At 65.7% G+C, this 24,686-nt stretch carries 21 protein-coding genes; 2 read left to right on the top strand and 19 right to left on the bottom strand.

Annotated elements, in window-relative coordinates:
- Nucleotides 1–36: 36 nt before the first annotated feature.
- From ACNH6H_RS20425 to hpaH, 7 genes are all read right to left on the bottom strand, one after another.
- Complete coding sequence (locus tag ACNH6H_RS20425) at nt 37–1,014, bottom strand: tripartite tricarboxylate transporter substrate-binding protein (RefSeq protein WP_418320127.1); 978 nt, start codon at nt 1,012–1,014, stop codon at nt 37–39.
- 70 nt (nt 1,015–1,084) lie between these two features.
- Nucleotides 1,085–1,969, bottom strand: a complete 885-nt coding sequence (locus tag ACNH6H_RS20430) for a fumarylacetoacetate hydrolase family protein (RefSeq protein WP_418320128.1) — start codon at nt 1,967–1,969, stop codon at nt 1,085–1,087.
- On the bottom strand, nt 1,966–2,841 hold the full coding sequence (locus ACNH6H_RS20435) for an extradiol ring-cleavage dioxygenase (protein ID WP_418320129.1): 876 nt from the start codon (nt 2,839–2,841) through the stop codon (nt 1,966–1,968). Before ACNH6H_RS20435 ends, ACNH6H_RS20430 begins: the two co-directional genes overlap by 4 nt.
- A 19-nt stretch (nt 2,842–2,860) precedes the next feature.
- On the bottom strand, nt 2,861–3,820 hold the full coding sequence (locus tag ACNH6H_RS20440; protein ID WP_418320130.1) for a PDR/VanB family oxidoreductase: 960 nt from the start codon (nt 3,818–3,820) through the stop codon (nt 2,861–2,863).
- 12 nt (nt 3,821–3,832) lie between these two features.
- A complete protein-coding gene (locus ACNH6H_RS20445) occupies nt 3,833–5,080 on the bottom strand; it encodes a cytochrome P450 (RefSeq protein WP_418320131.1) in 1,248 nt (415 codons plus the stop codon).
- Between the two features lie 52 nt (nt 5,081–5,132).
- Nucleotides 5,133–6,605, bottom strand: a complete 1,473-nt coding sequence (locus ACNH6H_RS20450; protein WP_418320132.1) for an aldehyde dehydrogenase family protein — start codon at nt 6,603–6,605, stop codon at nt 5,133–5,135.
- Between the two features lie 8 nt (nt 6,606–6,613).
- Nucleotides 6,614–7,399, bottom strand: coding sequence for a 2-oxo-hept-4-ene-1,7-dioate hydratase (gene hpaH, locus ACNH6H_RS20455; RefSeq protein ID WP_418320133.1), 786 nt, complete (start codon nt 7,397–7,399; stop codon nt 6,614–6,616).
- Nucleotides 7,400–7,522: 123 nt separating this feature from the next.
- Between hpaH and ACNH6H_RS20460 the strand changes: the two genes are divergently transcribed.
- Entirely contained in the window at nt 7,523–8,446 is a 924-nt protein-coding gene (locus ACNH6H_RS20460; protein ID WP_418320134.1) for a LysR family transcriptional regulator, read from the top strand.
- Between the two features lie 179 nt (nt 8,447–8,625).
- Here ACNH6H_RS20460 and ACNH6H_RS20465 read toward each other — a convergent pair whose 3' ends face one another.
- The 6 genes from ACNH6H_RS20465 to ACNH6H_RS20490 all read right to left on the bottom strand — a co-directional run bounded on the left by ACNH6H_RS20465 (nt 8,626) and on the right by ACNH6H_RS20490 (nt 14,011).
- Nucleotides 8,626–10,137, bottom strand: a complete 1,512-nt coding sequence (locus ACNH6H_RS20465; protein WP_418320135.1) for a tripartite tricarboxylate transporter permease — start codon at nt 10,135–10,137, stop codon at nt 8,626–8,628.
- 10 nt (nt 10,138–10,147) lie between these two features.
- A complete protein-coding gene (locus ACNH6H_RS20470) occupies nt 10,148–10,603 on the bottom strand; it encodes a tripartite tricarboxylate transporter TctB family protein (protein ID WP_418320136.1) in 456 nt (151 codons plus the stop codon).
- 214 nt (nt 10,604–10,817) lie between these two features.
- Nucleotides 10,818–11,777 (bottom strand): tripartite tricarboxylate transporter substrate binding protein, encoded by a 960-nt coding sequence (locus tag ACNH6H_RS20475; RefSeq protein ID WP_418320137.1) that lies wholly within the window; start codon nt 11,775–11,777, stop codon nt 10,818–10,820.
- 58 nt (nt 11,778–11,835) lie between these two features.
- The gene (locus ACNH6H_RS20480; protein ID WP_418320138.1) at nt 11,836–12,618 is read right to left on the bottom strand and encodes an SDR family NAD(P)-dependent oxidoreductase; all 783 of its coding nucleotides are present in this window, start codon (nt 12,616–12,618) and stop codon (nt 11,836–11,838) included.
- A gap of 34 nt (nt 12,619–12,652) precedes the next feature.
- The gene (locus ACNH6H_RS20485; RefSeq protein ID WP_418320139.1) at nt 12,653–13,126 is read right to left on the bottom strand and encodes a type II 3-dehydroquinate dehydratase; all 474 of its coding nucleotides are present in this window, start codon (nt 13,124–13,126) and stop codon (nt 12,653–12,655) included.
- 24 nt (nt 13,127–13,150) lie between these two features.
- Nucleotides 13,151–14,011 carry a sugar phosphate isomerase/epimerase family protein gene (locus ACNH6H_RS20490; RefSeq protein ID WP_418320140.1) on the bottom strand — a complete coding sequence of 287 codons (861 nt, stop codon included), beginning with the start codon at nt 14,009–14,011 and terminating at the stop codon, nt 13,151–13,153.
- 120 nt (nt 14,012–14,131) lie between these two features.
- Here ACNH6H_RS20490 and ACNH6H_RS20495 point away from each other — a divergent pair, with 120 nt between their 5' ends.
- Nucleotides 14,132–15,040 (top strand): LysR substrate-binding domain-containing protein, encoded by a 909-nt coding sequence (locus ACNH6H_RS20495; protein WP_418320141.1) that lies wholly within the window; start codon nt 14,132–14,134, stop codon nt 15,038–15,040.
- A gap of 159 nt (nt 15,041–15,199) precedes the next feature.
- On the opposite strand, the gene ACNH6H_RS20500 is transcribed toward ACNH6H_RS20495, so the two are convergent.
- The 6 genes from ACNH6H_RS20500 to ACNH6H_RS20525 form a co-directional block, all read right to left on the bottom strand.
- Nucleotides 15,200–15,349, bottom strand: a complete 150-nt coding sequence (locus ACNH6H_RS20500) for a hypothetical protein (protein WP_418320142.1) — start codon at nt 15,347–15,349, stop codon at nt 15,200–15,202.
- A 336-nt stretch (nt 15,350–15,685) separates the two neighbouring features.
- On the bottom strand, nt 15,686–17,476 hold the full coding sequence (locus ACNH6H_RS20505) for an acyl-CoA dehydrogenase (protein ID WP_418320143.1): 1,791 nt from the start codon (nt 17,474–17,476) through the stop codon (nt 15,686–15,688).
- Nucleotides 17,477–17,506: 30 nt separating this feature from the next.
- Nucleotides 17,507–19,954: an efflux RND transporter permease subunit gene (locus ACNH6H_RS20510; RefSeq protein ID WP_418320144.1), complete on the bottom strand. Its 2,448-nt coding sequence runs from the start codon at nt 19,952–19,954 to the stop codon at nt 17,507–17,509.
- Between the two features lie 30 nt (nt 19,955–19,984).
- Nucleotides 19,985–21,235, bottom strand: coding sequence for a WD40/YVTN/BNR-like repeat-containing protein (locus ACNH6H_RS20515; RefSeq protein ID WP_418320145.1), 1,251 nt, complete (start codon nt 21,233–21,235; stop codon nt 19,985–19,987).
- Nucleotides 21,236–21,508: 273 nt separating this feature from the next.
- Nucleotides 21,509–22,861, bottom strand: coding sequence for a DUF1329 domain-containing protein (locus ACNH6H_RS20520; RefSeq protein WP_418320146.1), 1,353 nt, complete (start codon nt 22,859–22,861; stop codon nt 21,509–21,511).
- Nucleotides 22,862–22,888: 27 nt separating this feature from the next.
- Nucleotides 22,889–24,580 (bottom strand): DUF1302 domain-containing protein, encoded by a 1,692-nt coding sequence (locus ACNH6H_RS20525; RefSeq protein ID WP_418320147.1) that lies wholly within the window; start codon nt 24,578–24,580, stop codon nt 22,889–22,891.
- Nucleotides 24,581–24,686: the final 106 nt, after the last annotated feature.

Genomic DNA, 24,686 nt, shown 5'->3' on the forward strand with positions numbered 1-24,686 from the left:
GGCTGGCGGGTTCGTTGCAGATAACAGCGGCGCGGATCAGCTCTCGGGCTTGAAGCCGGTCTCCTTGATGATCCGGGCCCACTTCTTCGTCCCGGCTGCGATGTCCTCGCGCAGTTCAGCGGAGCCCCTGGCCACCGGGCTGAATCCGGATTTCTGCAGCGTGGCCCTGACGTCGGGCATCTGCAGCGTTTCTCGCACCGCGTTCGCAAACGCCTGCGTCTCCGCGGCCGGCGTTCCGGCTTTCGCGACGAAGGCAAACCATTCCTCGGCCTGCGCCTCCTTGTAGCCCAGCTCCGCGACGGTCGGCACATCGGGCAGCAGCTCGCTGCGCTTGGCGCCCGTCGTTGCCAGGACCCGCAGCTTGCCCTCGCGGTGCAGTTCGGTGAAGTTCGACAACACATTCACCGCCAGCGGAACCTGTCCGCCCAGCAGGTCCTGCAGCATTGGCGGGCCGCCGCGATAGGGGACGGGCGTCATCTTCATGCCTGTCTCCTTGCCCAGGATGACCCCGATGAAGTGCGGCGCCGTGCCGAGGGCGGGAATGCCGTAAAAGCCGCGCTTGTCGGGGTCGGCCTTGCTCCACGACACGAATTCGGCAAGCGACTTGGCGGGATTGCCCTGTCCGGCGACGATCGCATGTTCGAACGTGCATCCGGTGATCACCGGCTCGATCTTCGAGACGTCGTACGGCAGGCGCGGGTAGATCGTCGGATACATTGTCAGCATGCCCGGCGGCGTCAGTGCGTACTGGGTCCCGTCGGCGGGGCCGTTGTACAGCGCGCCCAGGGCGAGTTGTCCGCCGGCGCCGGTCTTGTTGTCGACGATCACGTTGCGCTTGAGCTTGATCTGCAGTTTCTCCGCGATCGTCCGGGCTACCAGGTCCGGAGCGCCGCCGGGCGCGAAGCCGACGAGGATGGTGATCGGCCTGGCGTCCTGGGCCAGCGCAAGACCAGCGGCGGTGGTGGCAAGGGAAGCAGCGACGAGGGTTCGCAGCACTTGGCGTCTTGCAGTCATGGTTGTCTCCATTGATTGATAAGTGATTGATGAGGGCAGCAGGTGTCCTCGAGATCGGGGCATGTCCCGCTCACCGCGAGCGCAGGTGCTCCGGCAAGCGGCTGTCTTCGCCGTACGCGACGCGGGTCACTTCCGAACTGCTGTTCGGTTGATGGCCGACGCTGGCCCGGGGTGCCGGTGCGGCGACGACGCGATTCGACAAGCGTCCCAGGCCGGTCACCTCGACCTCGATCAGGTCGCCGACATCGAGCGGTCTCGAGTTCGCCGGCGTCGCCGTCAGGATCAGGTCGCCCGGCATCAGCGTGATGTGGCGTGCCAGGTCGGCCACGAGGTAGTCGAAGCCGAAGATCACGTCGTCGGCCAGCACGCCTTCCTGCACCAGTCGGCCGTTGCGGTAGGTTCTCAGCGTCTGCTCGCGGATGTCGATGCCCGAGACGATGCCGGGGCCGACCGGGCAGAAGCCGTCGGAGCCCTTGACGCGCAGCATCGAGCCGGCGTCGGTGTCGCGCATGTCCTGCAGCCCCATGTCGATCGCGCAGGTGAAGCCCGCCATGTGGTCCCACGCCTCGTCGGGCGTGATGTTGCGCGTCGGCTTGCCGATCACGATCGCGACCTCGCCTTCGTAGTTGAGGTACTGGTAACCCTCGGGCCGCACGATCTCGCCGCCGTGGGCGTTGAGCGTCGTGACCGGCTTCATGAAATAGTTCGGCGTGCCGTAGTCCGCTCGGGTTGCGAGCCGCTTGCCGCGCAGTTCGTAGAAGCGCGACATGTAGTTCAGATGCAGGCAGATGATCTTGCTCGGCGTGCAGGGCGGTAGATGCACGACATCGGCGATCGCGACGACACGGCCGTCGGCCAGGCGCAGGTTTTCTTCGCCTTCTGGGCTGGCCCAGTATTCCGAGCCGTTGTGGATCACCCGGCGCACTTCGCGGCGCGGGCCTTGCAGGACGTTCATGCGTTCACCTTCTGGGTTGTGGTGTCGAACCAGATGTGCACGTTGCCCGTGCCCATCGCGTTTTCGTAGGCGGAAAGCTGCTCGCTGCGGGCCGTGCATTGGCGGCCGCCGAGGGCGCCGACCATCTGCAGGTAGTGGCCGCACAGGCCTTCGTAGGCCGCGGCGCGCAGTTCCGGGTAGCGGTCGATGACCGATGCGTGGTCGCCCTTGGCCCAGGAAGCCATCACCTCGTGGTCGAGCGTCACATGTTTCGGATCGCTGATGTTTTCCGGATCCCACCAGCGCGGGTTGCGCGGCTGGAAGTCGAGGTCGACCATGCGATGGCTCAGCGCACCCGAGGCCAGCAGCACGACGCGTGCGTCGCTGCGCCGGATCGCTTCGCCGATCACCTCGCCCATCGCCAGGAAATGGTGCAGGCGGGCGTTCTGGCAGATCCCTGCACCGAGTACGCGCTCGCCGCGCCACAGCGGCTCGAGCAGGTTCACCGTCGGATATTCCGGTCCTATGTGCTCGTTGGTCGCGTTTTCGACCGGCACCTTGCGCTCGGCACCGACCCGGGCAATCTCGGCTGCCAGGGCCGGTGCGCCATCGTAGTCGTAGGGTATGTCGTGCAGGATCCACGGCATCTCGTTGGAGGTATAGATGCCCTTGTAATGCGGTGCACCGGCCACGATGTGGCGGCCACTCGTGAACCAGTGCGTGTCGAAGATAATGAGCGTGTCGGGCCGCGCGTCATCGATCTTGCTGCGCAGGCGTGCATAGCCCTCGACCAGGTCGGTGTCATGGCCGTTGCCCATTTCGATGCGGTCCGCCTTCGGACGGAAAAGACCCGGGTGATGCGACACGATGGCCGCGCCGACGATTTGTCCCACTGGAGTTCCTTTCGGTTGCTTAGAGATCGAGAATCAGCACGTCGCTGCGCGCACGCGAGACGCAGGGCATCACCTTGTCGCAGGAGCGCCGCTCCTCGTCGGTGAGGAACGAGTCGCGGTGATCGGGCTCGCCGCCGAGGACGCCTGTCAGGCAGGTGCCACAGACGCCCTGCTCGCACGACACGTCGACCATGACGCCGTACTGCGCAAGGGCCTGGGCGATGCTCAGTTCCTCGGGCACCACGTAGTCGCCGCCGCTGCGTGCGAGCTTGACGACGAACGACCCGCGCGGCGCGGCCAGCGCATCCTGGTCGGCGGTGAAATATTCGACGTGGATCGCTTCGGGCGGCCAGGTCGCGCTGGCGACGTCCTCCACGCTGTCCATGAAAGGCCGCGGCCCGCACAGGTAGAGGTGCGCGTGCGGCCGGCGCGTCCACAGGATCTTGCGCAGCTTAGCCCGCGTGGCCTCCGGTGCGAGGGCGTAGTGAAAGTCGACCCGACCGCCGAACGCCGGCGCCGACAACTCGTCGTGGAACGCCGCCAATGCGATCGAGCGCGCGAAATAGTGAAGCTCGAACGACGCGCCGCGAGCCAGCAGGTGGCGCGCCATCGACAGGATCGGTGTGACACCGATGCCGCCCGCGACGAGCACATAATGCGCTGCCGTATCGCGCAGCTCGAAATTGTTGCGCGGCGCGCCGATCTCGAGCGTGTCCCCTTCCTTGATCCGCTCGTGCACCGCGGCCGAGCCGCCGCGTGAATCGGTCTCGCGTTTCACCGCGATGGTGTAGCGATCGGTGTCGGCCGGGCCGTTGCACAGCGAATACTGCCGCACCAGTCCCGCGCCGAGGTGAACGTCGATGTGTGACCCGGGCGTGAACGGCGGCAGTGGCGTGCCGTTGGCCGCCTCGAGTTCCAGCACTCGCACTTCTGCGCTGGCCGGCCGAATGCCTCGGACGCGTACATTGAGTTTCGTCATGTCGCCGCTCCCTCACCCGTTGCGCGGCCCGAGCCGCGCCGGCAGCGCGAAGGGACCGTTGATGAAATTGCTGCGCAGCCGGTCGACTGGACCCGTCGCGTACACCTTCGGATAGCGGCGCAGCAACTCGGTGTAGGCGATGCGGATCTCCAGCTTGGCGAGGTGGGCGCCCAGGCAGAAGTGCGGGCCGGCCATGCCGAAGGCCATCTGCGGGTTGGGCGAACGGCCGATGTCGAAGCAATAGGGATCGGCGAACTTCGATTCGTCGAAGTTGCCGGATGCGAACCAGACCGCCACCTTGTCGCCGGCGGCGATCTTCTGGCCCGCGACCTCGGTGTCACGCGTGGCCGTGCGACGCATGTGCATCGTCGGCGACGCCCAGCGGATGATTTCCTCGGTTGCGTTTGCGGCCTGGCCGTCGAGGTCTTTGAGCCACCGATCCCGCTGCTCCGGGAAGTCGGTGAATGCACGCAGGCCGTAGCTGATCGAGGACCGGACCGTGTCGGCCCCGGCGGCGCCGAGCAGGCCGAAGAACGAGCCGAGTTCGTCGATGCTGATCCGCTGGCCGTCGATGGTCGCGGCGACGAGCGAGCTCATCACGTCGTTCTTCGGTTCCTTCTGCCGCTGCTCGGCGAGCCAGCGCCCGTAGGCCTGGATCTCGCGGCCGGCTTCGCCGACGCCTTGCTGGTCGCCGCCGAAGCGGGGGTCGCCGGAGAAGAAGGTGCGGTCCGCGAGGTCCAGCATGCGCCGCTGGTCCTCGGCGGGAACGCCCATCAGGTCGTAGAACACGCCCAAAGGCAGCGGGGTCGCGAAGTCGCGCACGAAGTCGATCTCGTCGTCGCCGTCCAGGCTGTCGAGGATCGTCGTCACCCGGGCGCGGATCTGGTCCTGCAGCTTGGCCACGCTCATCGAGCTGAAGGTCGGGCCCACCAAGCGGCGAAAGCGCGTGTGCTCGGGCGGGTCCTTCTCGATCATCGAACCCTCGGCGGCGTGCGGCAGGTCGCCCTCGAACTGCACCTGCACGCCTTCGCGATTGCTAAACGTCGCCGGATCACGGTTCACCGCGACGATGTCGTCGTAGCGGACCACGGCCCAGAAGCCCTTCTTGCCCGAGTCGGGATGCTGGTGCCACGACACCGGTGCCTCCTGGCGCAGCTTGCGGAACAAACCCGCCAGGTCGGGCCTCATGAAGGTGTCGATCGAGGCGAGGTTGATGTCGCCGACCGCCAGGTCGGTCGTCGGTGCGTCCTTCGTGCTCATGCTGTGTGTCCTTGTCGACAGTGCGTGGTTTGGCAGCGCTTGCTGTCCGTCCTCAGCGCCCGGCGAAGACCGGGGCATAGGGCTTCTGCGGCAGCATCACGTCCTTGATGTCGCAGAAGAACTCGAAGCTCCACTGCCCACCCTCGCGGCCGATGCCGGAGTCGCCGACGCCGCCGAACGGGGCTTCCAGGTCGCGCAGGAAGAACGAGTTGACCCAGACCATGCCGGTGCGAACCTGCCGGGCCACGTCGACCGCGCGCTGCTCCGATCCGAATACGACTCCGGCCAGGCCGAAGCGGGTGCTGTTCGCGAGCCGGACCGCCTCGGCATCGCCGTCGAAGGTCTGCAGCACCAGCACCGGGCCGAAGATCTCGTTCTGCACCACCTCGTCGGATTCGCCGACGTCGGTGACCAGTGTCGGCTGGTAGTAGAGGTCGCCGGCCTCGTGTTTCGCACCGCCCCACAGGATCGTCGCGCCACTCTCGCGTGCGCGGTCGACGAAGCCGGCCACCTTGTCGAACTGGCGCGGGTGGATGATCGGGCCGATCTCGGTCGACGGCTGGCGCGGATCGCCAACGTTCAGGCTCGCCACCACCTTCTTCATCCGCGCCACGAAGTCGTCTGCAACCCGGCCGTCGACGAGTAGCCGCGTGCCGGCCAGGCACACCTGCCCGGCATTGCGGTACTGCAGCGCGGCGGTGCTGGCGGCCAGGTCCAGGTCGGCGTCGTCGAGGACGACGAAGGCCGACTTGCCGCCGAGCTCGAAGCTGGCCGGCACCAGGTTGCGCCCGGTGGACTGCGCAATCGACTTGGCGGTCGGCACCGAGCCGGTGAACGAGACACGCGCAATGCGCGGGTCGGCGACCAGCGTCGCGCCGGTCGTCGCGCCGATGCCCTGCACGACGTTGATCACGCCTGGGGGCAAACCCGCGGCTGCCGCCACGTCGGCGAGCATCGAGCAGGTCAGCGGCGCCCACTCCGGCGGCTTGACGATCACGGTGTTGCCGGCCGCGAGCGCCGGGCCCAGCTTCCAGGTAGTCAGCATCATCGGCGAGTTCCACGGCGTAATTAGCACGCAGACGCCGGCCGGATCGAACTGCAGGCGGTGCTTGGCATTGCGCCCTTCGATCGTGTGATCGACCAGCTTCATCGCCTCGTCGGCGAAGAAGGCGATGTTGTGGGCGCAGCGCTCGATCTGGTGGCCTTTCAGGCGAGCGAACAACATGCCGTTGTCTTCGCACTCGACACGGGCGAGCTTGTCGCCCCAGGCCTTGAGTTCGGCCGCGAAGCGGTGCAGGTGCTCGCGCCGCTTCTCCGGACCGAGTGCGGCCCAGGCTGGAAATGCGGCGCGGGCGGCCTCGATCGCTGCATCACAGTGTTCGGGCAGACCCGCGGCGATGTGGCCGATCAGGTGACCGTCTATCGGGCTGCGGTCCTCGAAGCGCTCGGCAGACGGCACGCGCTCGCCGTTGATGAAATGGTCGGTCGAGACCTCGATGCCGTCGATGGCGATGGTGTTGCTCATCTGATTTCCTATTCGGTGAACGCGACCGCGATGCCGCCGAGCGGCCCGTAGTCGACATGGAAGACATCGCCAGCGGCAACCGCGAGAGGTCGGGTGAAGGAGCCGCCGAGCAGGACCTGGCCGGGCTCCAGGCAGACGCCGCGCGAGCCGAAGCGATTCGCCAGCCAGGCCACGCCTGCTGCCGGATGCCCGAGAACGGCGGCCGCGACCCCGCTGTCCTCGATGACTGCGTTCTTGTAGACGACGGCCCCGATCCAGCGCAGGTCCAGGTCCATCGGCCGCACCGGCCGGCCGCCGATGACCACGCCCGCGCTCGCGGCGTTGTCCGACAGCGTGTCGACGAAGTTGCGCGGCAGCTCGGTACGCGAATCGATCAGCTCCAGCGCCGGAACGACATGTTCGGTGGCACTGAGGACGTCGGACACCGTGACGCCGGGTCCCTTCAGGGGGCGGTTCAGGATGAACGCGAGTTCGACCTCGACCCGCAATGCTTGGAACGGCGCGACCGAGATGCAATCCCCGTCCGCGTGGAACATGTCGTCGAGCAGGTGGCCGAAATCGGGCTCAGAGATCCCGGCGGCCGACTGCATCGCCTTTGACGTCAGGCCGATCTTGTAGCCGCGGACGCGGGCTCCGCTTTCGACCTTCATCGCGATCACCCGGCGCTGCACGTCGTACGCATCCTCGACGTCCATCTCTGGATGGCTGTCGGACAGCCGCGCCATCGGGCGGCGATCCTGTTCTGCCGCGAGAAGCTGCCGGGCAGCCGCCTGTCTCCGTTCTTCGCTGAGCATTCTCTAGTTGCCCTCTGGGTGGAAGCCGCGTCCCAACATGGGTCCGCGATTGCTCTGGAATGGACTGTGGGCTATGCTGATAATTCAGACAAGCAATACTTCCTTAGCCACTTTTAAGATTTCGTGAAAAATCTTACCTTGCGCCAGTTGCGCGCTTTCCAGGCGGTCGCGGAGTCGGAAAGCTTCACGCTTGCCGCCGAGCGGCTGCACCTGACACCCGCGGCACTGAGCGGCCTAATCAAGGAGCTCGAGAATCAGCTCGGCGTCACGCTGTTCGACCGCAATACGCGGAAGGTCGGCCTGTCGGCGGTGGGCGCCGAGTTCCATCCGCTGACCGAACGGGTGCTGCAGGATCTCGACGATGCGGTCTCGAACATCACGCATTTGAAGGAGATGCGTCGAGGCATCGTGCGGCTTGCGGCGCCGGAGGTGATGTCGTGCACCCTGGTTCCGGCGGCGATGGCCGAATTTCGCGAGCGCTACCCGCAGGTCGAAGTGCGCTTCTTCGATGTGCCGCTCGAGGAGGTGATCGAGCGCACGGCGCGCGGCGAGATCGACCTCGGGATTGCGCCCGGTTCGGTCACCAATCCAGAGATCGATCGGGTCCCGTTCATGAGAGCACCGCTGTGGCTAGCTGTACCTCGCAAACACGCGTTGGCACGCCGCTCGAAGGTGGCGTGGGAAGACGTCAAGGGACATACGTTCATCAGCTTCTTTCGCGGCTTCGCGCAATGGGCGCCGGCCCAGTTCGGTGCCCAGGGTGGCGACCTGCTCCCGCAGGATGTGCTCGCCGTAAGACGCATCAATACGGCACTGTCCATGGCCCAGGCGGGATTCGGCTTCACTGCATGCCCCGTGTATGCACGCGACCTGGCCGCGGGATTCGGCCTGTCGCTGGTGAGGCTCATTGGGCCGGAAGTTCGTCGCGAGTACGCCTTGCTGCTCCGGAAGGGGCACTCACCTCCACCTGCTGTAGAAGCGCTGCGGGACTTCCTGCTCAGCTTCTCACCAGCTTGGGCCGCGAGCTTTGCGAAGTCCAAGTCCTAGCGATAGCGCACTAGGTCACATCGGAGGACGGCTTGGTAGCGGATAGCGTGGGTTCGTCTGCCCGCAGTGACTGACGGCAACCGCTGCTTCATTAACACTGATACGTCGTCAATAAGGTCGCCTTGGACGATGGCCCGCCGCTACTTTGACCGTCCTTTGGATCCGATCTGCACCGTGAGTCAGTCCTCTTCCGCAAACGCGACTTCGCGCTGCTTCTTGATCGACGGCAGCGCGACGATCACCAGCAGCATCAACGCGACGAACAGCAGCGATGCCGACAGCGGCTTGGTTACGAAGGTTGTCCAGTCGCCGCGGCTCAGCAGCAACGCGCGGCGCAGGTTTTCCTCCATCATCGGCCCGAGGATGAAGCCGAGCAGCAGCGGCGCGGCCTCGCAGTTCAGCTTGTAGAGCAGGTAGCCGAAGACCGTGAAGCCGGCGGCGACGAAGAGGTCGAAATTGTTGTTGTTCAGCGTATACAGACCGATGCCGCAGAACACGACGATCGCCGGGAACAGGAAGCGATAGGGCACCGTCAGCAGCCTGATCCAGATGCCGATCAGCGGCAGGTTCAGGATGATCAGCATGAAGTTGCCGACCCACATCGATGCGATCAGGCCCCAGAACAGCTCCGGGTTGCTGGTCATCACCTGCGGGCCCGGCTGGATGCCCTTGATCGTCATCGCGCCGATCATCAGCGCCATCACCGCATTCGACGGGATGCCGAGCGTCAGCATCGGGATGAAGCTGGTCTGCGAGCCGGCGTTGTTCGCGCTTTCCGGTCCGGCCACACCCTGGATCGCACCCTGGCCGAACGGCACCGACGGGTTTTTCACCAGCTTCTTCTCGAGCGTGTACGACGCGAACGACGACAGCAGCGCACCGCCACCGGGCAACACGCCGAGCACCGAACCGATTGCGGTACCGCGCAGCACCGACGGCCAGGCCTCCTGGAAATCCTTCTTGGTCGGCCACAGGCCCTTCACGTCCTTCGTGAACACCTCGCGGTGCTCGGCGGGGCGTCCCAGGTTGGCGATGATCTCGCCGAAGCCGAAGATGCCCATCGCGATCACGACGAAGCCGATGCCGTCGGTCAGTTCCGGGATGTCGAAGCTGTAACGCGGCACGCCGGAAATCACGTCGGTATTGATCTGGCCGAGCAGCAGGCCGAAGATGATCATGCCGATCGCCTTGATCAGCGAGCCCGAGGCCAGCACCACCGCGCCGATCAGGCCGAGCACCATCAGCGAGAAATATTCGGCCGGGCCGAACTTGAACGCGAGTTCGGTCAGCACCGGCGCGAAACCGGCGATCACCAGCGTCGCGACGCTGCCGGCAAAAAACGAGCCGAGGCCGGCGGCGGCCAGCGCAGGGCCGGCACGGCCCTTGCGCGCCATCGCGTAACCGTCGATCGCGGTCACCACCGACGAGGCTTCACCAGGCACGTTGATCAGGATCGCGGTGGTCGAGCCGCCGTACTGCGCGCCGTAATAGATGCCGGCCAGCATGATCAGCGCCGGCGTGGCGTCGAGCGCATAGACGGTCGGCAGCAGCATCGCGATCGTCGCCAGCGGGCCGAGGCCCGGCAGCACGCCGATCAAGGTGCCGAGCAACGCGCCGAGCAGCGCGTAGCCGAGGTTCTGCAGCGAGACCGCGACGGTCAGGCCGAGATAGAGGTTACTCAGGAGTTCCATTTGCGCAGCCTCAGCCGATGAAGGTGGGCCACAGCGGGATCACCAGGTTCAATCCGTAGATGAAGACCGCCCAGCTGCCGATCGTCAGGATCGCGGCATTGAGCAGCACCTCGCCGAGGTGGAATTCGTCACCGGCGAGCGCCGAGGTCAGCACCAGCAGCGGCAGCGCGATCGCCATGCCGAGGTGCGGCAGCGTAAACGCGAACAGGATGATCGAGCCGACGATGATCGACAACGGCTTCCATGCGATCTTGCCGATCGGGCCTTCGTGTTTGGACGCCAGCGAACCGACCAGCACCATCGCGCCGATGATCGCCAGCAGCAGGCCGAGGCCGAACGGGAAATAGCCCGGACCGGGCCGTGCCGCGGAGCCGAAGCTGTAATTCGTTGCGCCGACGCTGAAGCCGAGCCCGACCACGATGTACAGGACCCCGCTCCAGAAGTCCTGCTGGTTCTTGATTCGCATGTTGTCTCGGTCGCTTCGTGATCAAGGCGGACATGATCCGACAGCTCGTTCATTCGATCGGATTCCGTCGCCGATCGCAGCGGCCGGAGCGACACTCGTCGGCGGGTTCGAGAAAACGCACGCCTGTGCGAGATCGATGATCAGAGTTCTGACAGCTTGGCCGTGTCCCTCCGGCCCGGCGTCATGACGAAACCGCCCCAGCGCCGTCCGCGCGTCATTGCGAGATTGCGTTGGTGCTGATCACCTCGGCCCACCGCTTGCCTTCGGCGGTCAGCCAGGTGCTGGTCTTGCCGGCATCCATCCAGGTTGCGGTCATGCCGCGGTCGGCCATGCCTTTCTGGAATTCTGGATTGGCGACAACCTTCGACAGTGCGGTTCCAAGCTTGGCCACCTGCGCATCGGCGAGCTTTGCGGGCGCCATCAGCAAGTAGGCCTGCTCGACGACGAATTCCTTGTAGCCGGCTTCGGCAAGCGTCGGCACATCGGGCAACTGCGGCACGCGTTTCGGGCTCGATACCGCCAGCGCGCGCAGCTTGCCGCCCTGCACCTGCGGCAATGCACCTGGCAGCACGAGGAAGGAGCTGTCGACCTGCTGGCCGATCAGCGCGGTCATCGCCGGCGCGCCGCCCTGGAAGGGAACGTGCAAGGTCTTCATGCCGGCGAGTTGCGCAAAATACGCCATCGCGAGATGGCCGCCCGAGCCGACGCCGCCAGACGCATAGGTCAGCTCGCGCTTCCTGCCTTCGGCGACAAAATCGGCCAGCGTCTTGATCGGGCTGGCAGCGGGCACCACCAGCAGTTGCGGCAGCGTGGCGACCATTCCGATCGGCTTCAGGTCCGACGGCTTGAAGCCGGCAGTCTTGTACAGCGATGGATTGACGGTGATGACGCCATCGGCGGCCATCAGCAGCGTGTTGCCGTCCGCTGCGGCATTGACGACCGCGACCGCGCCGATGTTGCCGTTTGCGCCACCGCGGTTGTCGACGATCAGGTCACGCCCGAGCGTGGTCTTCAGCTGCTCGGCGAGCAGCCGGCCGGTGTAGTCGAGTGCACCGCCGGGCGGGAACGGGACAACGAGGCGGATCGGGTCTTCGGCGAAGGCCGGTGCCGCGCAGGCGGCGCTCGCGATCAGCGCGAGAAATTGGCGGCGGACGATATTCGACAGCTTGGTCATGGTCTGGTCTCCTTCGATGTGATTGGATAAATAACCGGATGGGGCAGGGGTCGGGCAACTACTTGTTTGCGCCGCCGAGCGGTGCCAACTGGCTGCCGCCACAGACATGGATCACCTCGGCAGTGATATAGGCGGCGCCCGGTGACAGCAGGAAGGCAACGGTGTTGGCCACGTCCTGCGGCGTCGCCAGGCGGCCGAGCGGTGTCTGGTTGATCTGGCGCTCGGCCATCGCGCCAAAAAATTCCTCGCTGCGGCCGTCCATCGTGAAGGCCGACGGGATCAATCCCGGCGCGACCGCGTTCGCGGTGACGTTGAACGGTGCGAGCTCGCGTGCGATCGACCGCGTGAGGCCGACCACGCCGGCCTTGCCTGCCGCATAGGCCGGTGGTCCGCCGGCGACCCAGGCACGCGACGCGATGTTGACGACGCTGCCGGATTGCTGACGCTCCCAGTACGGAATCACCTGCTGGCACAACACCGCCGGCCCGCGCAGGTTGACGGCCATCATGTGGTCCCATTTGTCGGGGTCGAAATCGCGCAGCGATCCGCGATGGTTGACAGCGGCGTTGTTGACCAGGTTATCGATGCGGCCGAATCGTTCGCCGACCAGCGCGACCAGCGCGGCGATGCTCGCGTTGTCGCCCATGTCGACGCGGGCAGGCAGCAGTTGCTGTCCATCGGCGAGCGGAATCTTCGACGCCAGCGCGTCGGCGCGACCAATGTCGAGGTCGGCCAGCACGACGTGCATGCCGTCCTCGGCGAGCCGTTCAGTGATCGCGCTGCCGAGCGCACCGCATGCGCCGGTGACGATGGCGACCGGGCGTTGTGTACTTGTATTCATGGCTTGGTTGTTGGTGATGGATGAGTTGGGGCCGTCATGCAAGGGCTGCGCGCCGCGCCAGGTGCGACAGCGCGACCGAATAACCTTCGATGCCCATGCCGGTGACCACGACGTCGGCTGCCTCGGCATAGAGGTCGGTGCGCCCGGGCTTGGCGAGCTTGTAGACGGCAGAGATATGAACCACCGCGACCGGCACACCGGCTTCGGCAACCGCTTGTGCGAGCGAGCGGCCATAAGGCGTCAGGCTGGCCGGGTTGATCACGATGCCGTCGATCGCATCGACGCGTTCATGCAGCCAGTCGACCAGCACGCCTTCGTGGTTCGACTGCATGCATTCGACGTCGATGTCGAGGTTGCGCGCCAGTGCATCGAGTTGCTCGTCGGTCTGCGCGAGCGTGGTGCTGCCGTAGCGCGCCGGATCGCGTGTGCCGAGGCGGTTCAGGTTCGGGCCATGGATGACGACGAAGCGCCGTTTCGTTGCTGCGGGTTGGGTGGTGGTCGAATTCATGATCTTTCCGAACAGCGTCGAAGGTCAGCGGGTGTGCCGCGAGTGCGCATCGCTGATCCAGCGTTGCAGCAGCATGTGGTTGCGTGTCAGCTTGTCGAGGTCGGTCTGTCTGGTGCTGAAATCCTCGGCGCTGATCCAGCCTGCAAAGCCGGCATCGACGAGTGCGGCAACGATGCCCGGCAGATCGAGCTGGCCTTCGTCCATCGGGCACCAGTGCCATTGCCACGGTCGGCCTGCGCCGGGCGACAACCAGACTGCGTTCTTGATCTGCACATGGGTCAGTCGGTCGCCGATCAGTTCGAGCGCGAGCGGCGGATGCTCGAAGCCTTCGACCGCCAGGTTGCCGATGTCGTAGAGCACACCGACGGCTGCCGTGTCGATGCCATCGAGCATGCGCAATGCCATTGCCGCGCTCGGGCAGACGGTGGCCTGATGCACCTCGAGCGCAAAGCGGACGCGGTGGCGCAGCAACACCGGCTCGAGGTCGGACAACCAGCGCCGCATCCGCTCGATCGCCGGCCGGTACGGGCCGGGTTCCCTCGTCGACGGCGCCCAGACGCGGATGCGTGAGACACCGATGTCGGCAGCGATGCCGATCAGGTCCTCCGCGGCAGCAATGTCACCGACCGTCAGGTAGGGGCTCAGGCCGACGATCGACAGGCCTGCGTCGGCACAACGTGCCGCGATCTCTTGCAAGGCACCAGCGTTCTGCGCGACGGTGCAGCGGTTGTTGCTGCGGAAGTTCCAGCCAGACGCTTCATCGAGCCGATCGACATCGTCGCTGACCCGCCACTCGATGCCGGCGTAGCCACTGCTGGCGGCCGCCGCGATCAGCTCGGCGGGCGTCAGCGAAGGTGTCGAGGCACTGGAGACGGCGAGTTGCATGGTGTGGTCGGATCGGGACGGGTGTGGCGGCGTGAGGTCACTGTATGTGGAGTGATCGCTCATGTAAAACGACGATTCGGCCCGGTTAACATGACCAAACGATCATGTAACGCTTTCGCGATGAACCTGAATGCCATCTCGCTGCGCCATATCCGCGTCTTTCTGGTGATCGTCCGCGAGCGCAGCCTGCGCCGCGCCGCGCAGGCGCTGCACATCACCGAATCGGCGGTGTCGAAATCACTGCGCGAGCTCGAGAATGCGGTCGGTGTCCGGCTGCTGCAGCGCGATCGCCGCGGCGCGACGCCGACGCCGGCCGGCGAGACCTTCCACCGCCATGCGACACAAGGCGCGGCCAGCCTCGCGCTGGCATTCGAGGCGGTGCAGCGGCGGCGCGAACCGCGCGAGCCATTACGCGTCGGTGCGCTGCCTACCGCTGCCGCGTTTGTGGTTCGGATTGGCGTGCAGCGCATGTTCGAGCGCTACGACGACATCGCGGTGCATGTCGAATCGGGGCACTACGAGCAGCTCGTCGCCCGGCTGCGCGCGGCCGATATCGACCTGATCATCGGGCGCATGGTCTCGCGCGACATGGTCGGACTGTCGTTCGAGCTGCTGTTCGACGAGGACATCGTCGCGGTGGTGCGCCGAGACCATCCGCTTGCCGGTGCAACGATGGTTTCGATCGATGCGCTTGCAGACTACCTGCTGATCACGCCGTCACCCGGCACCCAGGTGCGCGCGGTGGTCGACAGCTATCTGTTTGCCAGCGCGTCGCGACCGCTGCTGCGCCACCTCGATACGCAGAGCGAAACCTTCGCGCGCGCGTGGACGCTGGAATCAGATGCCGTCTGGTTCGCTCCGCGCGGCCTCGTGACGCCCGACCTCGAGCATGGCCTCGTCTCCGAACTGCCGCTGACCAGCCCGCTGCTGCGCGCGCCGTTCGGCATCACGACGATGACCGATGTACCGCGCACCCGGGCTGCAGCCGTCTTCATCGAGATCGTGCGCGGTGTCGCGGCAGAGCAATAGCGCGGTTAAAGGGTTCAACCGATCGCCTGCGCAACTTCCCCATGTCTCTGCTGGGCGACAGCGAGAACGTGTCCTTGCCTGCGGCCCGCATCGCAATGGAAGGGGAAATCAACAGATGCCCTCTCCGGTCATCATGTTGAAGCACAGGCGGGCCCTGGTTCAAAAGAGACTGCACTTCCCGCCGGTCGCAATGTCGGCAACAGACTGGTTGCTGTCGTTCGATCCCTTGGTTTGAACGTCGGTGGCGGCGCCAACCGGCCATTCACGCTTGATTCCTCGATCGACCGCTGCACCTTCGTCACCGGTCACTCGACTGCGGTCGGTAGCGAAGCCGATCGCGAATGACTCCCTTCGCCAGAGTTGAACGGCTGGATCCGTAGCTGTCTCTCAAGCTCAGCAAGACCGGCCTTTCGTGATCAGTCCTTTCGGGCCATCAGGGAGCCGTCATCGCCGTTGGACGAGTGTTGCGTGAGGCTGAATCCGTCATTCGGTCATCGGTCCGAACGGCCTTGCTGCGACTTTTCGACCTTTGAGGATCACAGCCTCGACTGATTGTTGAACTCTGGATCGTCCAACAGCCGATCAGCCGATGCTGGAAACCGGTTGAACGTCCACCGGTGGATGAATCCAGTCTGTCCCTTGGACTCAGAATATTTCTGCTGGCAACTCGGTGACTGCGGCCGCACCATCGATCGCGCTGTCACGCAGGCCTGGTACGCGAGTCAGGATGTGTTCCGCGTAGAAGCGGGCGCTGGCAATCTTGGCGCGCATGAAGTCGGTGTCCTCGCCCGAAGCGAGTGTGCGTTCGGCTACGAGCAGTGCGCGGCCGAGTTGCCAGCCTGCGGCCAGATTGCCCGCAAGCAACAGGTATGGCACCGAGGCGGCGAAGACCGCATTCGGATCGACGCGGAATTGTTCGACGACGAAATCGACGACGGCGAGAAAAGCCTGTCGTCCCTGACCCAGGCGACGCGCCATGGCTATCGCGGCGGCGCTGCCCGAGGCGCGCAACTGACCTTCGGTGGTTTCGATCTGCGCAGCAAGGGCGCGTGCAACCGCTCCGCCATCGCGTACTGTCTTGCGGCCGACGAGGTCGTTGGCCTGGATCGCCGTCGTGCCTTCGTAGATGCTGAGGATCTTGGCGTCGCGCAGATGCTGGGCAGCGCCGGTCTCCTCGATGAATCCCATGCCGCCGTGCACCTGCACACCCAGGCTCGCCACCTCCAGGCTCATCTCGGTGCTGAACCCCTTGACCAGCGGCACCAGGAATTCGTAGATGGCCTGGCTGCGCTTTCGTTGTTCGGCATCGACAGAAGCATGGGCGCGGTCGTATTCGGCCGCAGCCACCAGCGCCAGCGCGCGGCAGCCCTCGGTCAACGCGCGCATCGTCATCAGCATGCGCTTGACGTCCGGGTGGTGGATGATCGGTGCCGCACCGGGCAGCGAGCCATCCACGGGGCGCCCCTGGACCCGCTCTCGGGCATACGCGGTCGCCAGCTGGCAGGCCCGCTCGGACACCGCGATGCCTTGCACGCCGACCGCAAAGCGTGCGGCATTCATCATGATGAACATGTATTCGAGGCCGCGATTCTCCTCGCCGACGAGATACCCCACGGCGCCACCCCGATCGCCGAACTGCAGCACCGCGGTCGGGCTGGCCTTGATGCCCAGCTTGTGCTCGATGCTGACGCAGTGCACGTCGTTGCGGTCGCCAAGGCAGCCGTCGTCACCGACCAGGAATTTCGGCACCACGAACAGGCTGATGCCTTTCACGCCCTCCGGCGCACCGGCCACGCGCGCGAGCACAAGGTGCACGATGTTGTCGGCCATGTCGTGTTCGCCGTAGGTGATGAAGATCTTGGTGCCGAAGATCTTGTAGCTGCCGTCGGGTTGCGCTTCGGCCCGCGTGCGCACCAGCGCGAGGTCGCTGCCGGCCTGCGGCTCGGTCAGGTTCATCGTGCCGGTCCATTCGCCCGACACCATGCGCGGCAAGTAGCGCTGCTTCAGTTCGTCCGAGCCCGCGGTCAGCAGCGCCTCGATCGCGCCATCGGTCAGCAGCGGGCACAGCGCAAAACTCAGGTTGGCGCTGTTGCTGATCTCGATACATGCCGCGCCGATGGTCTTCGGCAGGCCCTGGCCGCCGAAATCCAACGGGTGCTGCAGGCCCTGCCAACCGCCCTCGGCGTACTGCCGGTAGGCGTCGCTGAAGCCGCGCGTGGTGCTGACCTCCCCATCATGGAACGTCGACGGCGATTTGTCGCCCTCGTGGTTCAGCGGCGCCAGCACGCCTTCGTTGAAGCGCGCACATTCGTCGAGCACCGCCTGCGCGGTGTCGATGCCGGCCTCCTCGAAGCCGGGCAGGGTGGCGACCTGGTCGAGGCCGGCGAGTTCGGTCATGCAGAACAGCATGTCCTTGACGGGGGCTTGATAGCTCATTCGAATGTCTCCTGATGGATTGAGATCGGTTCAGGTCGCGGTGGCAACCGCGCCAACCGGCGGCGTCACGCGCCGCGAATGCAGGCCGGTGGGCAGCAGGAAGTGCGACAGGGCCGGAATCAGGATGACCGCGCCGATCATGTTCCACAGGAACATGAATGCCAGCAGGATGCCCATGTCGGCCTGGAACTTGATCGGCGAAAACGCCCAGGTGATCACTCCGGCGGCGAGCGTCACGCCGACCAGCACCACGACCTTGCCAGTGAACTGCAGCGCACGCCGGTAGGCCTCGCCGAGCGGAACGCCGACACGTTGCTGCGCCAGTTGCACCGACAGCAGGTACAGCGCGTAGTCGATTCCGATCCCGACGCCGAGTGCGATCACCGGCAGCGTCGCCACCTTGACGCCGATGCCCAGCCAGACCATCAGCGCTTCGCACAGGATCGAGGTCATGATCAGCGGCACGATCGCCACCACCACCGCACGCCAGCTGCGGAAGGTGATGAAACACAACACGATCACTGCCCCATAGACCAGCAGCAGCATCTGGGTCCAGGCCTTCTCGACGACGATGTTGGTGGCCGCGTCGATGCCGGCTGAGCCTGCGGCGAGCAGGAACTGGCGTTGCGGCGTGTTGTGCGCGGCGGCGAATTCGGCACTGGCCTGCACCACGCGGTCAAGCGTCTCGGCACGGTGGTCGGCGAGGTATGCGATCACCGGCATCACCGAGCATTCGGTATTGAACAGGTCGGGGTTGTTGACGCTGGCCTGCTGCGCGCCGTAGTTCAGCACATGCTGGTTGCGTGCGATCGTCAGCCACTTCGGGCTGCCCTCGTAGCTTCCGGCGGTGATGCGTCGCACCGCGTCGGGCAGCGAAACCGTGGTCTGCACGCCGTCGACCTGCTGCAGTGCCCATGACAGCCGATCCGCCTCGATCAGCGTGTCGTATTTGAGGCAGCCCTCCTTGCCGGTCTTGACGATCACCGCGAACTGGTCGCTCGACAGGGAATAGTTGGCGGTGGTGTAGGCGTTGTCGCGGTTGTAGCGCGAATCGGGGCGCAACTCCGGCGCGCCAGCGTCGAGGTCGCCGATCTTCAGGTTCTGGCTGGTTGCGAAGCCGAATGCCGTCAAGGCTGCCGCGACGATCAGCGCGCCGGTGGCCCAGCGGCGCCCTACGAAGCGGTCGAGCCCGCTGAGCAGTCGGTCCAGTCCTCGTCCGGTATTGGCGCGCAACGCGCGTTCAGCCGCGACCGGGCTGACGCCGATGTAGGACAACAGCACTGGCAGCAGGATCAGGTTGGTGAGGATCAACACCGCGACGCCGATGCTTGCGGTCAGCGCCAGGTCCTTGATCACCGGGATGTCGATGACCATCAGCACCGCAAAACCCACCGCATCCGCCAGCAGCGCGGTCAGCCCGGCCAGGAAGAGCCGACGGAAGGTGTAGCGCGCGGCGACCAGCCGATGCGCGCCGCGGCCGATGTCTTGCATGATGCCGTTCATCTTCTGCGCGCCGTGGCTGACGCCGATCGCGAAGACCAGGAAGGGCACAAGGATCGAATACGGATCGAGCTCGAAGCCGAATCCCGCCACCAGCCCGAGCTGCCACAGCACCGCCACCAGCGAGCAGGCCAGCACCAGCGCGGTGCTGCGCACGCAGCGGGTATACGCATAGATGATGCCGGCGGCGACCAGCGCGGCGAACCCGAAATACATCGCGACCCGGAACAGCCCTTCGATCAGGTCGCCGACCAGCTTGGCAAAACCGATCACATGCACCCGCACAGCAGCGCCCTGGCCGTCGGCGGCCGACTCGTACTTGGTGCGGATGGCCTCGATGTGCTGCGACAGCGCACGGTAGTCGATGCGCTCGCCGGTGGTCGGGTCCTTGTCGAGGAGCGGTACGACGACCATGCTCGACTTGAAATTGTTGCCGATCAGGCTGCCGACGATGCCGGCGCGCGCGATGTTGCCGCGCAGCTGCTCGGTGGCCTTTGGCGAGCCGTCGTAGTTGTCGGGCATCACCGGGCCGCCGCGGAAACCCTCCTCTGTTACCTCGGTCCAGCGCACCGCCGGCGACCACAGCGATTTGACCCACGCCCGGTCGACGCCCGGCGTCAGCACCAATTCGTCGTTGATCTTGCGCAGCGATTCCAGGTAACCCGCATCGTAGATGTCGCCAGACGGGTTCTCGACCACGATGCGCAGCGCATTGCCGAGGCTGCGCAGGTCGTTGCGGTGCTCGAGGTAGTTCTGGATGTACGGGTGGCTGACCGGCAGCATGCGTTCGAAACTGGCATTCAGCGTCAGGCGCGTCGCAGCAAGAAAACCCAGCACGACGGTCAGCACCGCGCACAGCGCAATCACCAGCCGCCGGCGGTTGAAGACCAGCCGCTCGAGGCGCGAACCGGTGTTCGGGTTGAACTCGTCGAGACCTCCCGGCAGAGGCAGGTCTTCGTGGGATGAGGTTGCATGCATGGCTTGTCTCCGGGCGTGTCTGTCTTGTGCTTACTGCAGCGCCTGTGGCAGCGTCTGTACGGCCAGTCCGCGCGGCCCGCCGACGAGCACGGTGTGTTTGCCGGCCGCGACGACGGCCGCGGCCGGCATCGGACGCTCGATCGTGGCCGGCCTGAAGCTCGCGCCGTCGTTGTCGCTGACCAGCACATGGCCGGCCTGGCTGACGATGACGATGCGACCGTCGGAGCCGACGCTGCTGCCGGTCAGGCCGACCTGCAGCCCGGTTGGGACCGCCTGCCAGTTGCTGCCGGCGTCGGTGCTGCGCAGCACCGTGCCGCGTAGGCCGTGCACGAGCAGGGCCTGTGTGTTGCCGGTGATGCCGAACAGCGTGCCCTTGTAGGGCAACTCCAGCGCGCGCAGGCGCCCGCCGCCGGCAGCCGTGCGGTCGAGCTTGAGCAGCAGGCCCTGTTCGCCGGCGATGTAGACCTCCCCACCGACCGCGCGCACTGCATACAGATGCAGCGCCCGCGGGTTGTCGGCGGCATGCAGCATCGGCTGCCAGCTGGCGCCGCCATCGGTGGTGCGGAAGATCAGGCCGAAGGCGCCGACCAGCCAGCCGTTGTTCGCATCCTCGAATGCGATGTCGAGAAACGGGTTCTCCGCACCCTGCGCGGCGAACCGCTCGGATTCAGCCACCATGGCCTCGGCCAGCTTGACGTCCGCCATGTCGTCCGCGGTGCGCTTGTAGTGGTCCAGCATCAGGGCTGCGGCGCTTTTGCCATCGAGCACGCGGGTCCAGCTGACGCCGGCATCGTCGCTGCGCAGCACCACACCGTCATGGCCGACCGCCCAGCCCTGCTGCGGGCTTGGAAAAGTCACCGCCACCAGGTCCGAACTCGACGGCACAGACGCCTGACGCCAGCTCTTGCCCTGATCGTCGGACAGCAGCACATGGCCGCGCTGTCCGACCGCCACGACCCGTGCGCCGGCCAGCGCCAGACCGTTGATCAATGCCTGCGGCGCAAGCGGGCTTTTCAGGGCCGGCGCGTCGAGCACGTCGATGGCGGCGGGCTCGGTTGGGGCTGCAATCGCCATCGCGACGGCGGCCGCGATGGTCAACGCGAAAGCAAGTGCTGGTCTGAACATGAGGTCTCCGTCATTTGTGCGCCCCGGGCTCGCGGGGTCGGCGATGACAGCGCGTCGGGGCGCCGTTCGGTGAGGATGATTCTGTTGGGCAAGGCCCGTCGCGGGCCCCCTCTCGTCAGGGGGGCGAGGCTGGTTTCGAAAGCTGAGCGCAACCACGAGTCGCGTCCCGATCGCACACCTCTGTACCGTCGACACGGGAGAGGGCTCTCGGCCCGGAGCGGCCGGTGGCCGCTTAGTAGTGGGGACTTTTGTGTGAGGGGCTGAAGCCCCTCACACAAAGTCATCACAGCCAGCGAGATCAACGGCCGCTTGGGGCCACCAGCAACCGCCCAACGGTCGGCCCAGGAAAATGACAAGAGCGGCGGCGGACGCGAAGTCCGGCGCCGCTCCTCGGCTCCAGTCGATGATGCGAAGCTGGACTTGTCTTCTTCAGCGAATCCCCGCTCCGGCCAGCGCGTCGGCGGTCCATTCGCGGTCCGACATCGGCTTGGTGTGCCGCAAGCCGCCAGTCTCTGCGGTAAAGCCGGTCAGCGAGTAGGTGCGGCCGATCAGATCGTAGGTGGCGAACATGTCGGTATACGGGGCCGGCAAGTCGTAGCTGGGCGCCATGAAGGCGAAGCCGGCGCGGTAAATCTGGCCGCGTGCGTCGTATTGATCCGAGGCCAATGCCGCCCACGAATCCTCGTCGAGGTAGAAGGTGCGCTTGCTGTAGATGTGGCGCTTGCCGTCACGCAGCGTCGCCTCGACCACCCAGACGCGGTGCAGTTCCCAGCGAACCAGGTCGGGGTTCAGGTGGTTGGCTTTCAGCAGATCGTCCTGCTTGGCGCCGTAGACCGCGGCATAGGCGTTGTACGGAACATAGATCTCCTTCTTGCCGATCAGCTTGAAGTCGTAGCGGTCCATCGAGCCGTTGAAGATGAAGATGTCGTCGAAGGTGTTGCCGCCCGCGGTGCCGGGGTTCGGCGTGTCGAACGAGAAGTCGGGTGCAACCTTGACGCGGCGCTGGCCGGGCAGATAGCTCCAGGCGCGCCGCTCCTTGTTGCCGACGTCGATCGGGTCGACGATCAGCAGCGCCTCTCCGGCGCGGCGCGCCGGTGCGGTATAGGTCAACTTGATGCGCCAGTAGGTCTCTGCCTCGGTCTTGCTGTGGTCCCAGTACGGATACTCCTGCACGCTGTTGCCTTCGGTCGCGAGCGTCGGGCGGCCATTGGCGTCGACCGTCAGGTTGCGGTATTTCTGCTCGTAGGCCTGGCCGTTGAAGCGCACCAGGTGGTTCCACATCGCTTCATAACCGTCTTTCGGAATCGGGAACGGAAAGCCGGCGTGTGCACCTTCTATCGAGCGGCCGCCGTTGCCGGTCTTGGCCGTTGTCGCGACCTTGGCGGTGTTGTCGAGCAGCCATTTCGGGAATGCGACGCTGCGGTGCGTCGGGTAGACGTCGACGCGGAAGCTCGGGTACTGCTGCAGGAGGGCCTTCGTGCCCTCGGTCAGCTTGTCGGCGTGTTGCGCCATGTTCTTGGCGTCGATCTTCAGGCGCGGTTTCTCGTTCGCAAACGGGTCCGGGCGGATGCCGTCGCCAGGCTTGAACCCGGCAGGCGGTTTGGTCAGGCCGCCGGTATAGGCGGGGATGGTGCCGTCCTTGTTGGCGCCCTTGTCGGCGCCGACGCCGGTCAGCGTGGTGCCCAGCGCCTTCGCGTCTTCGGCGCTGATCGCCGCTTGGGCGGCGCCGCTGGCGAGCAATGCGGCGGCCAGGGTGGCGCAGATTCTGTGGTGTAAGTGCATGTCTGTCTCCTGTGGTTGTCGGCTGACCTAGAACGTGGTCTTGAAGGTCAGGTTGATGAAGCCGCGGTCCTTCAGCAGCGACGTGAAACCGTTCTGGCCGGTGACCGCTCTGCCGTTGTCGCTGGTGTGGCCGAAGTAGTCGATGTACTTCAGTTCGATGCGGTACTTTTGGTAGACGTCGGCGCTCAGGCCGATGCTGTAGTTGCCGTTTTTCTGGTTGCCGCCGAAGACGGTCGGCGCATTGCCCGACAGGCCACGGTAGAAGGCGATCGGCATCGACAGGTCGACGCCCGGCATCACCTGGTACCAGGTCGGCGTGAATGCCGCCGAGACGCCCAGGTAGTTGCGGGTGCTGCAGCCGTCCCATTTCGACCTGCCGACGCAAGGGGTGTAGCCCTCGCCCATGAACAGGTTGCTGCCGCTCTTGACCGACGCCAGGTGTGCCCAGGTCAGTTCGGCAGCCCAGGTGGCGGCGTCGAACAACGCGGTTTTCGGCAGCACGCCGAGCACGTTGACGAGCCCGTGTACGGTATCGCCACGCGGGCCGGCGGTCTGCCCGCCGGGCAACACGCCGGCCGGAGCCGCGTTCCCGAGCACGACGGCGTTCAGCGGCGTGTTCCGACGATAGGACAATTCGGCGCCGAGGCTGAGACCGCCGACATTCTTGGCCAGGCTGATGCCGAACAGGTCGATATCGTCGCCATAGATCAGGTTGTACTGGCTGGTCCCCGCGCCGACACGGGTCAGCAGCGACTGCGGCAACTTGTCGCTGTAGTTGCGGTAGTAGAAGCCGAGCGTGCCGTCCAGCCATTGCGGGCTCCAGCGCGCGCCGATCCCCCAGTCGCCGCGATCGCTCGGATCGATGTTGCCGCCGTTGCTGGCGAAACCGAGCGGCGCGCCGAGGGACTGGCGCTGCGGGCCGCGAAATGCGAAATCGACCGGTCCGAGGTAGGTGCCGCCCTCCGGGTAGCGGAACGAATCCCACTCGAGGTAATACTGCGCCATCAGCGTCAGCTCGTCGGTCACCGACGCCTGAGCGGAGATCTGGTTCAGCGGTCGGAAGAGTTCCTTGGCCTCGGCACCAGGCGTCGCGAAACCCTTCTGCAGGTCGAGCGGATTCTGCGCGTAGGCGATGCTGTTCAGGTTGCCGTTGACGAACAGTGATTCACCCCAGTAAAGCGTATGCCGGCCCAGCTTGAAGCGCAACGGCACCTCGCCGAGGTCGACGCGGCCAAAGACGAAGGCATCGAGCACTTCGGCGTCTGCGCCACGGTAGAGATCGCGGGTGTAATCCGTGTACCGGTTGCCGGCGTAGCTGGAGATCGCCGCGAAAGTCGGGTTCGCGCGGCTGGCAGAACCATAGGCGCCGTCGTACCAGAACTGTGCACTGACGCGCGCCCCGAACCGCTTCTTGTAGACCACGTCGAGTTCGCTGAACCAGTCCAGGCGCTTGGCCACCATGTCGCCACGGTCGAAGCTGTAGGTGCCTTCGTCGTAGAGCTGGTTGTTGCCGATCAGGTCGTTGCGCTTTTCGACCCGCACGCCGAGGTTGACGCGCGGCGTGTTGTCCCAGCGCACCGAAAAATCGGGGTTGCCGGTATCGAGCTCGAAGGCCCCGGCCGGTGCGGCGGCCAGGATCGTCGCCACGGCCGCGGTCAGGGCCATCGCCGCTGCGGCGGGGCCGCTGTGGGCACGAAGGGTTTTGCGCTTGGTCTGCATGGCTTGTCTCTCGTCTCGTTTGTTGATCCGGGTGCACGATGCGGTGCCGCGCACGGAGGCTGGGTTGGGTGGCAACTGCGGCCTGTGGCCGAGTGAGAAAATTCTG

Origin of the sequence: Pseudideonella sakaiensis, assembly GCF_048320135.1 — a bacterium.
GTDB lineage: Bacteria > Pseudomonadota > Gammaproteobacteria > Burkholderiales > Burkholderiaceae_C > Ideonella_A > Ideonella_A sakaiensis_A.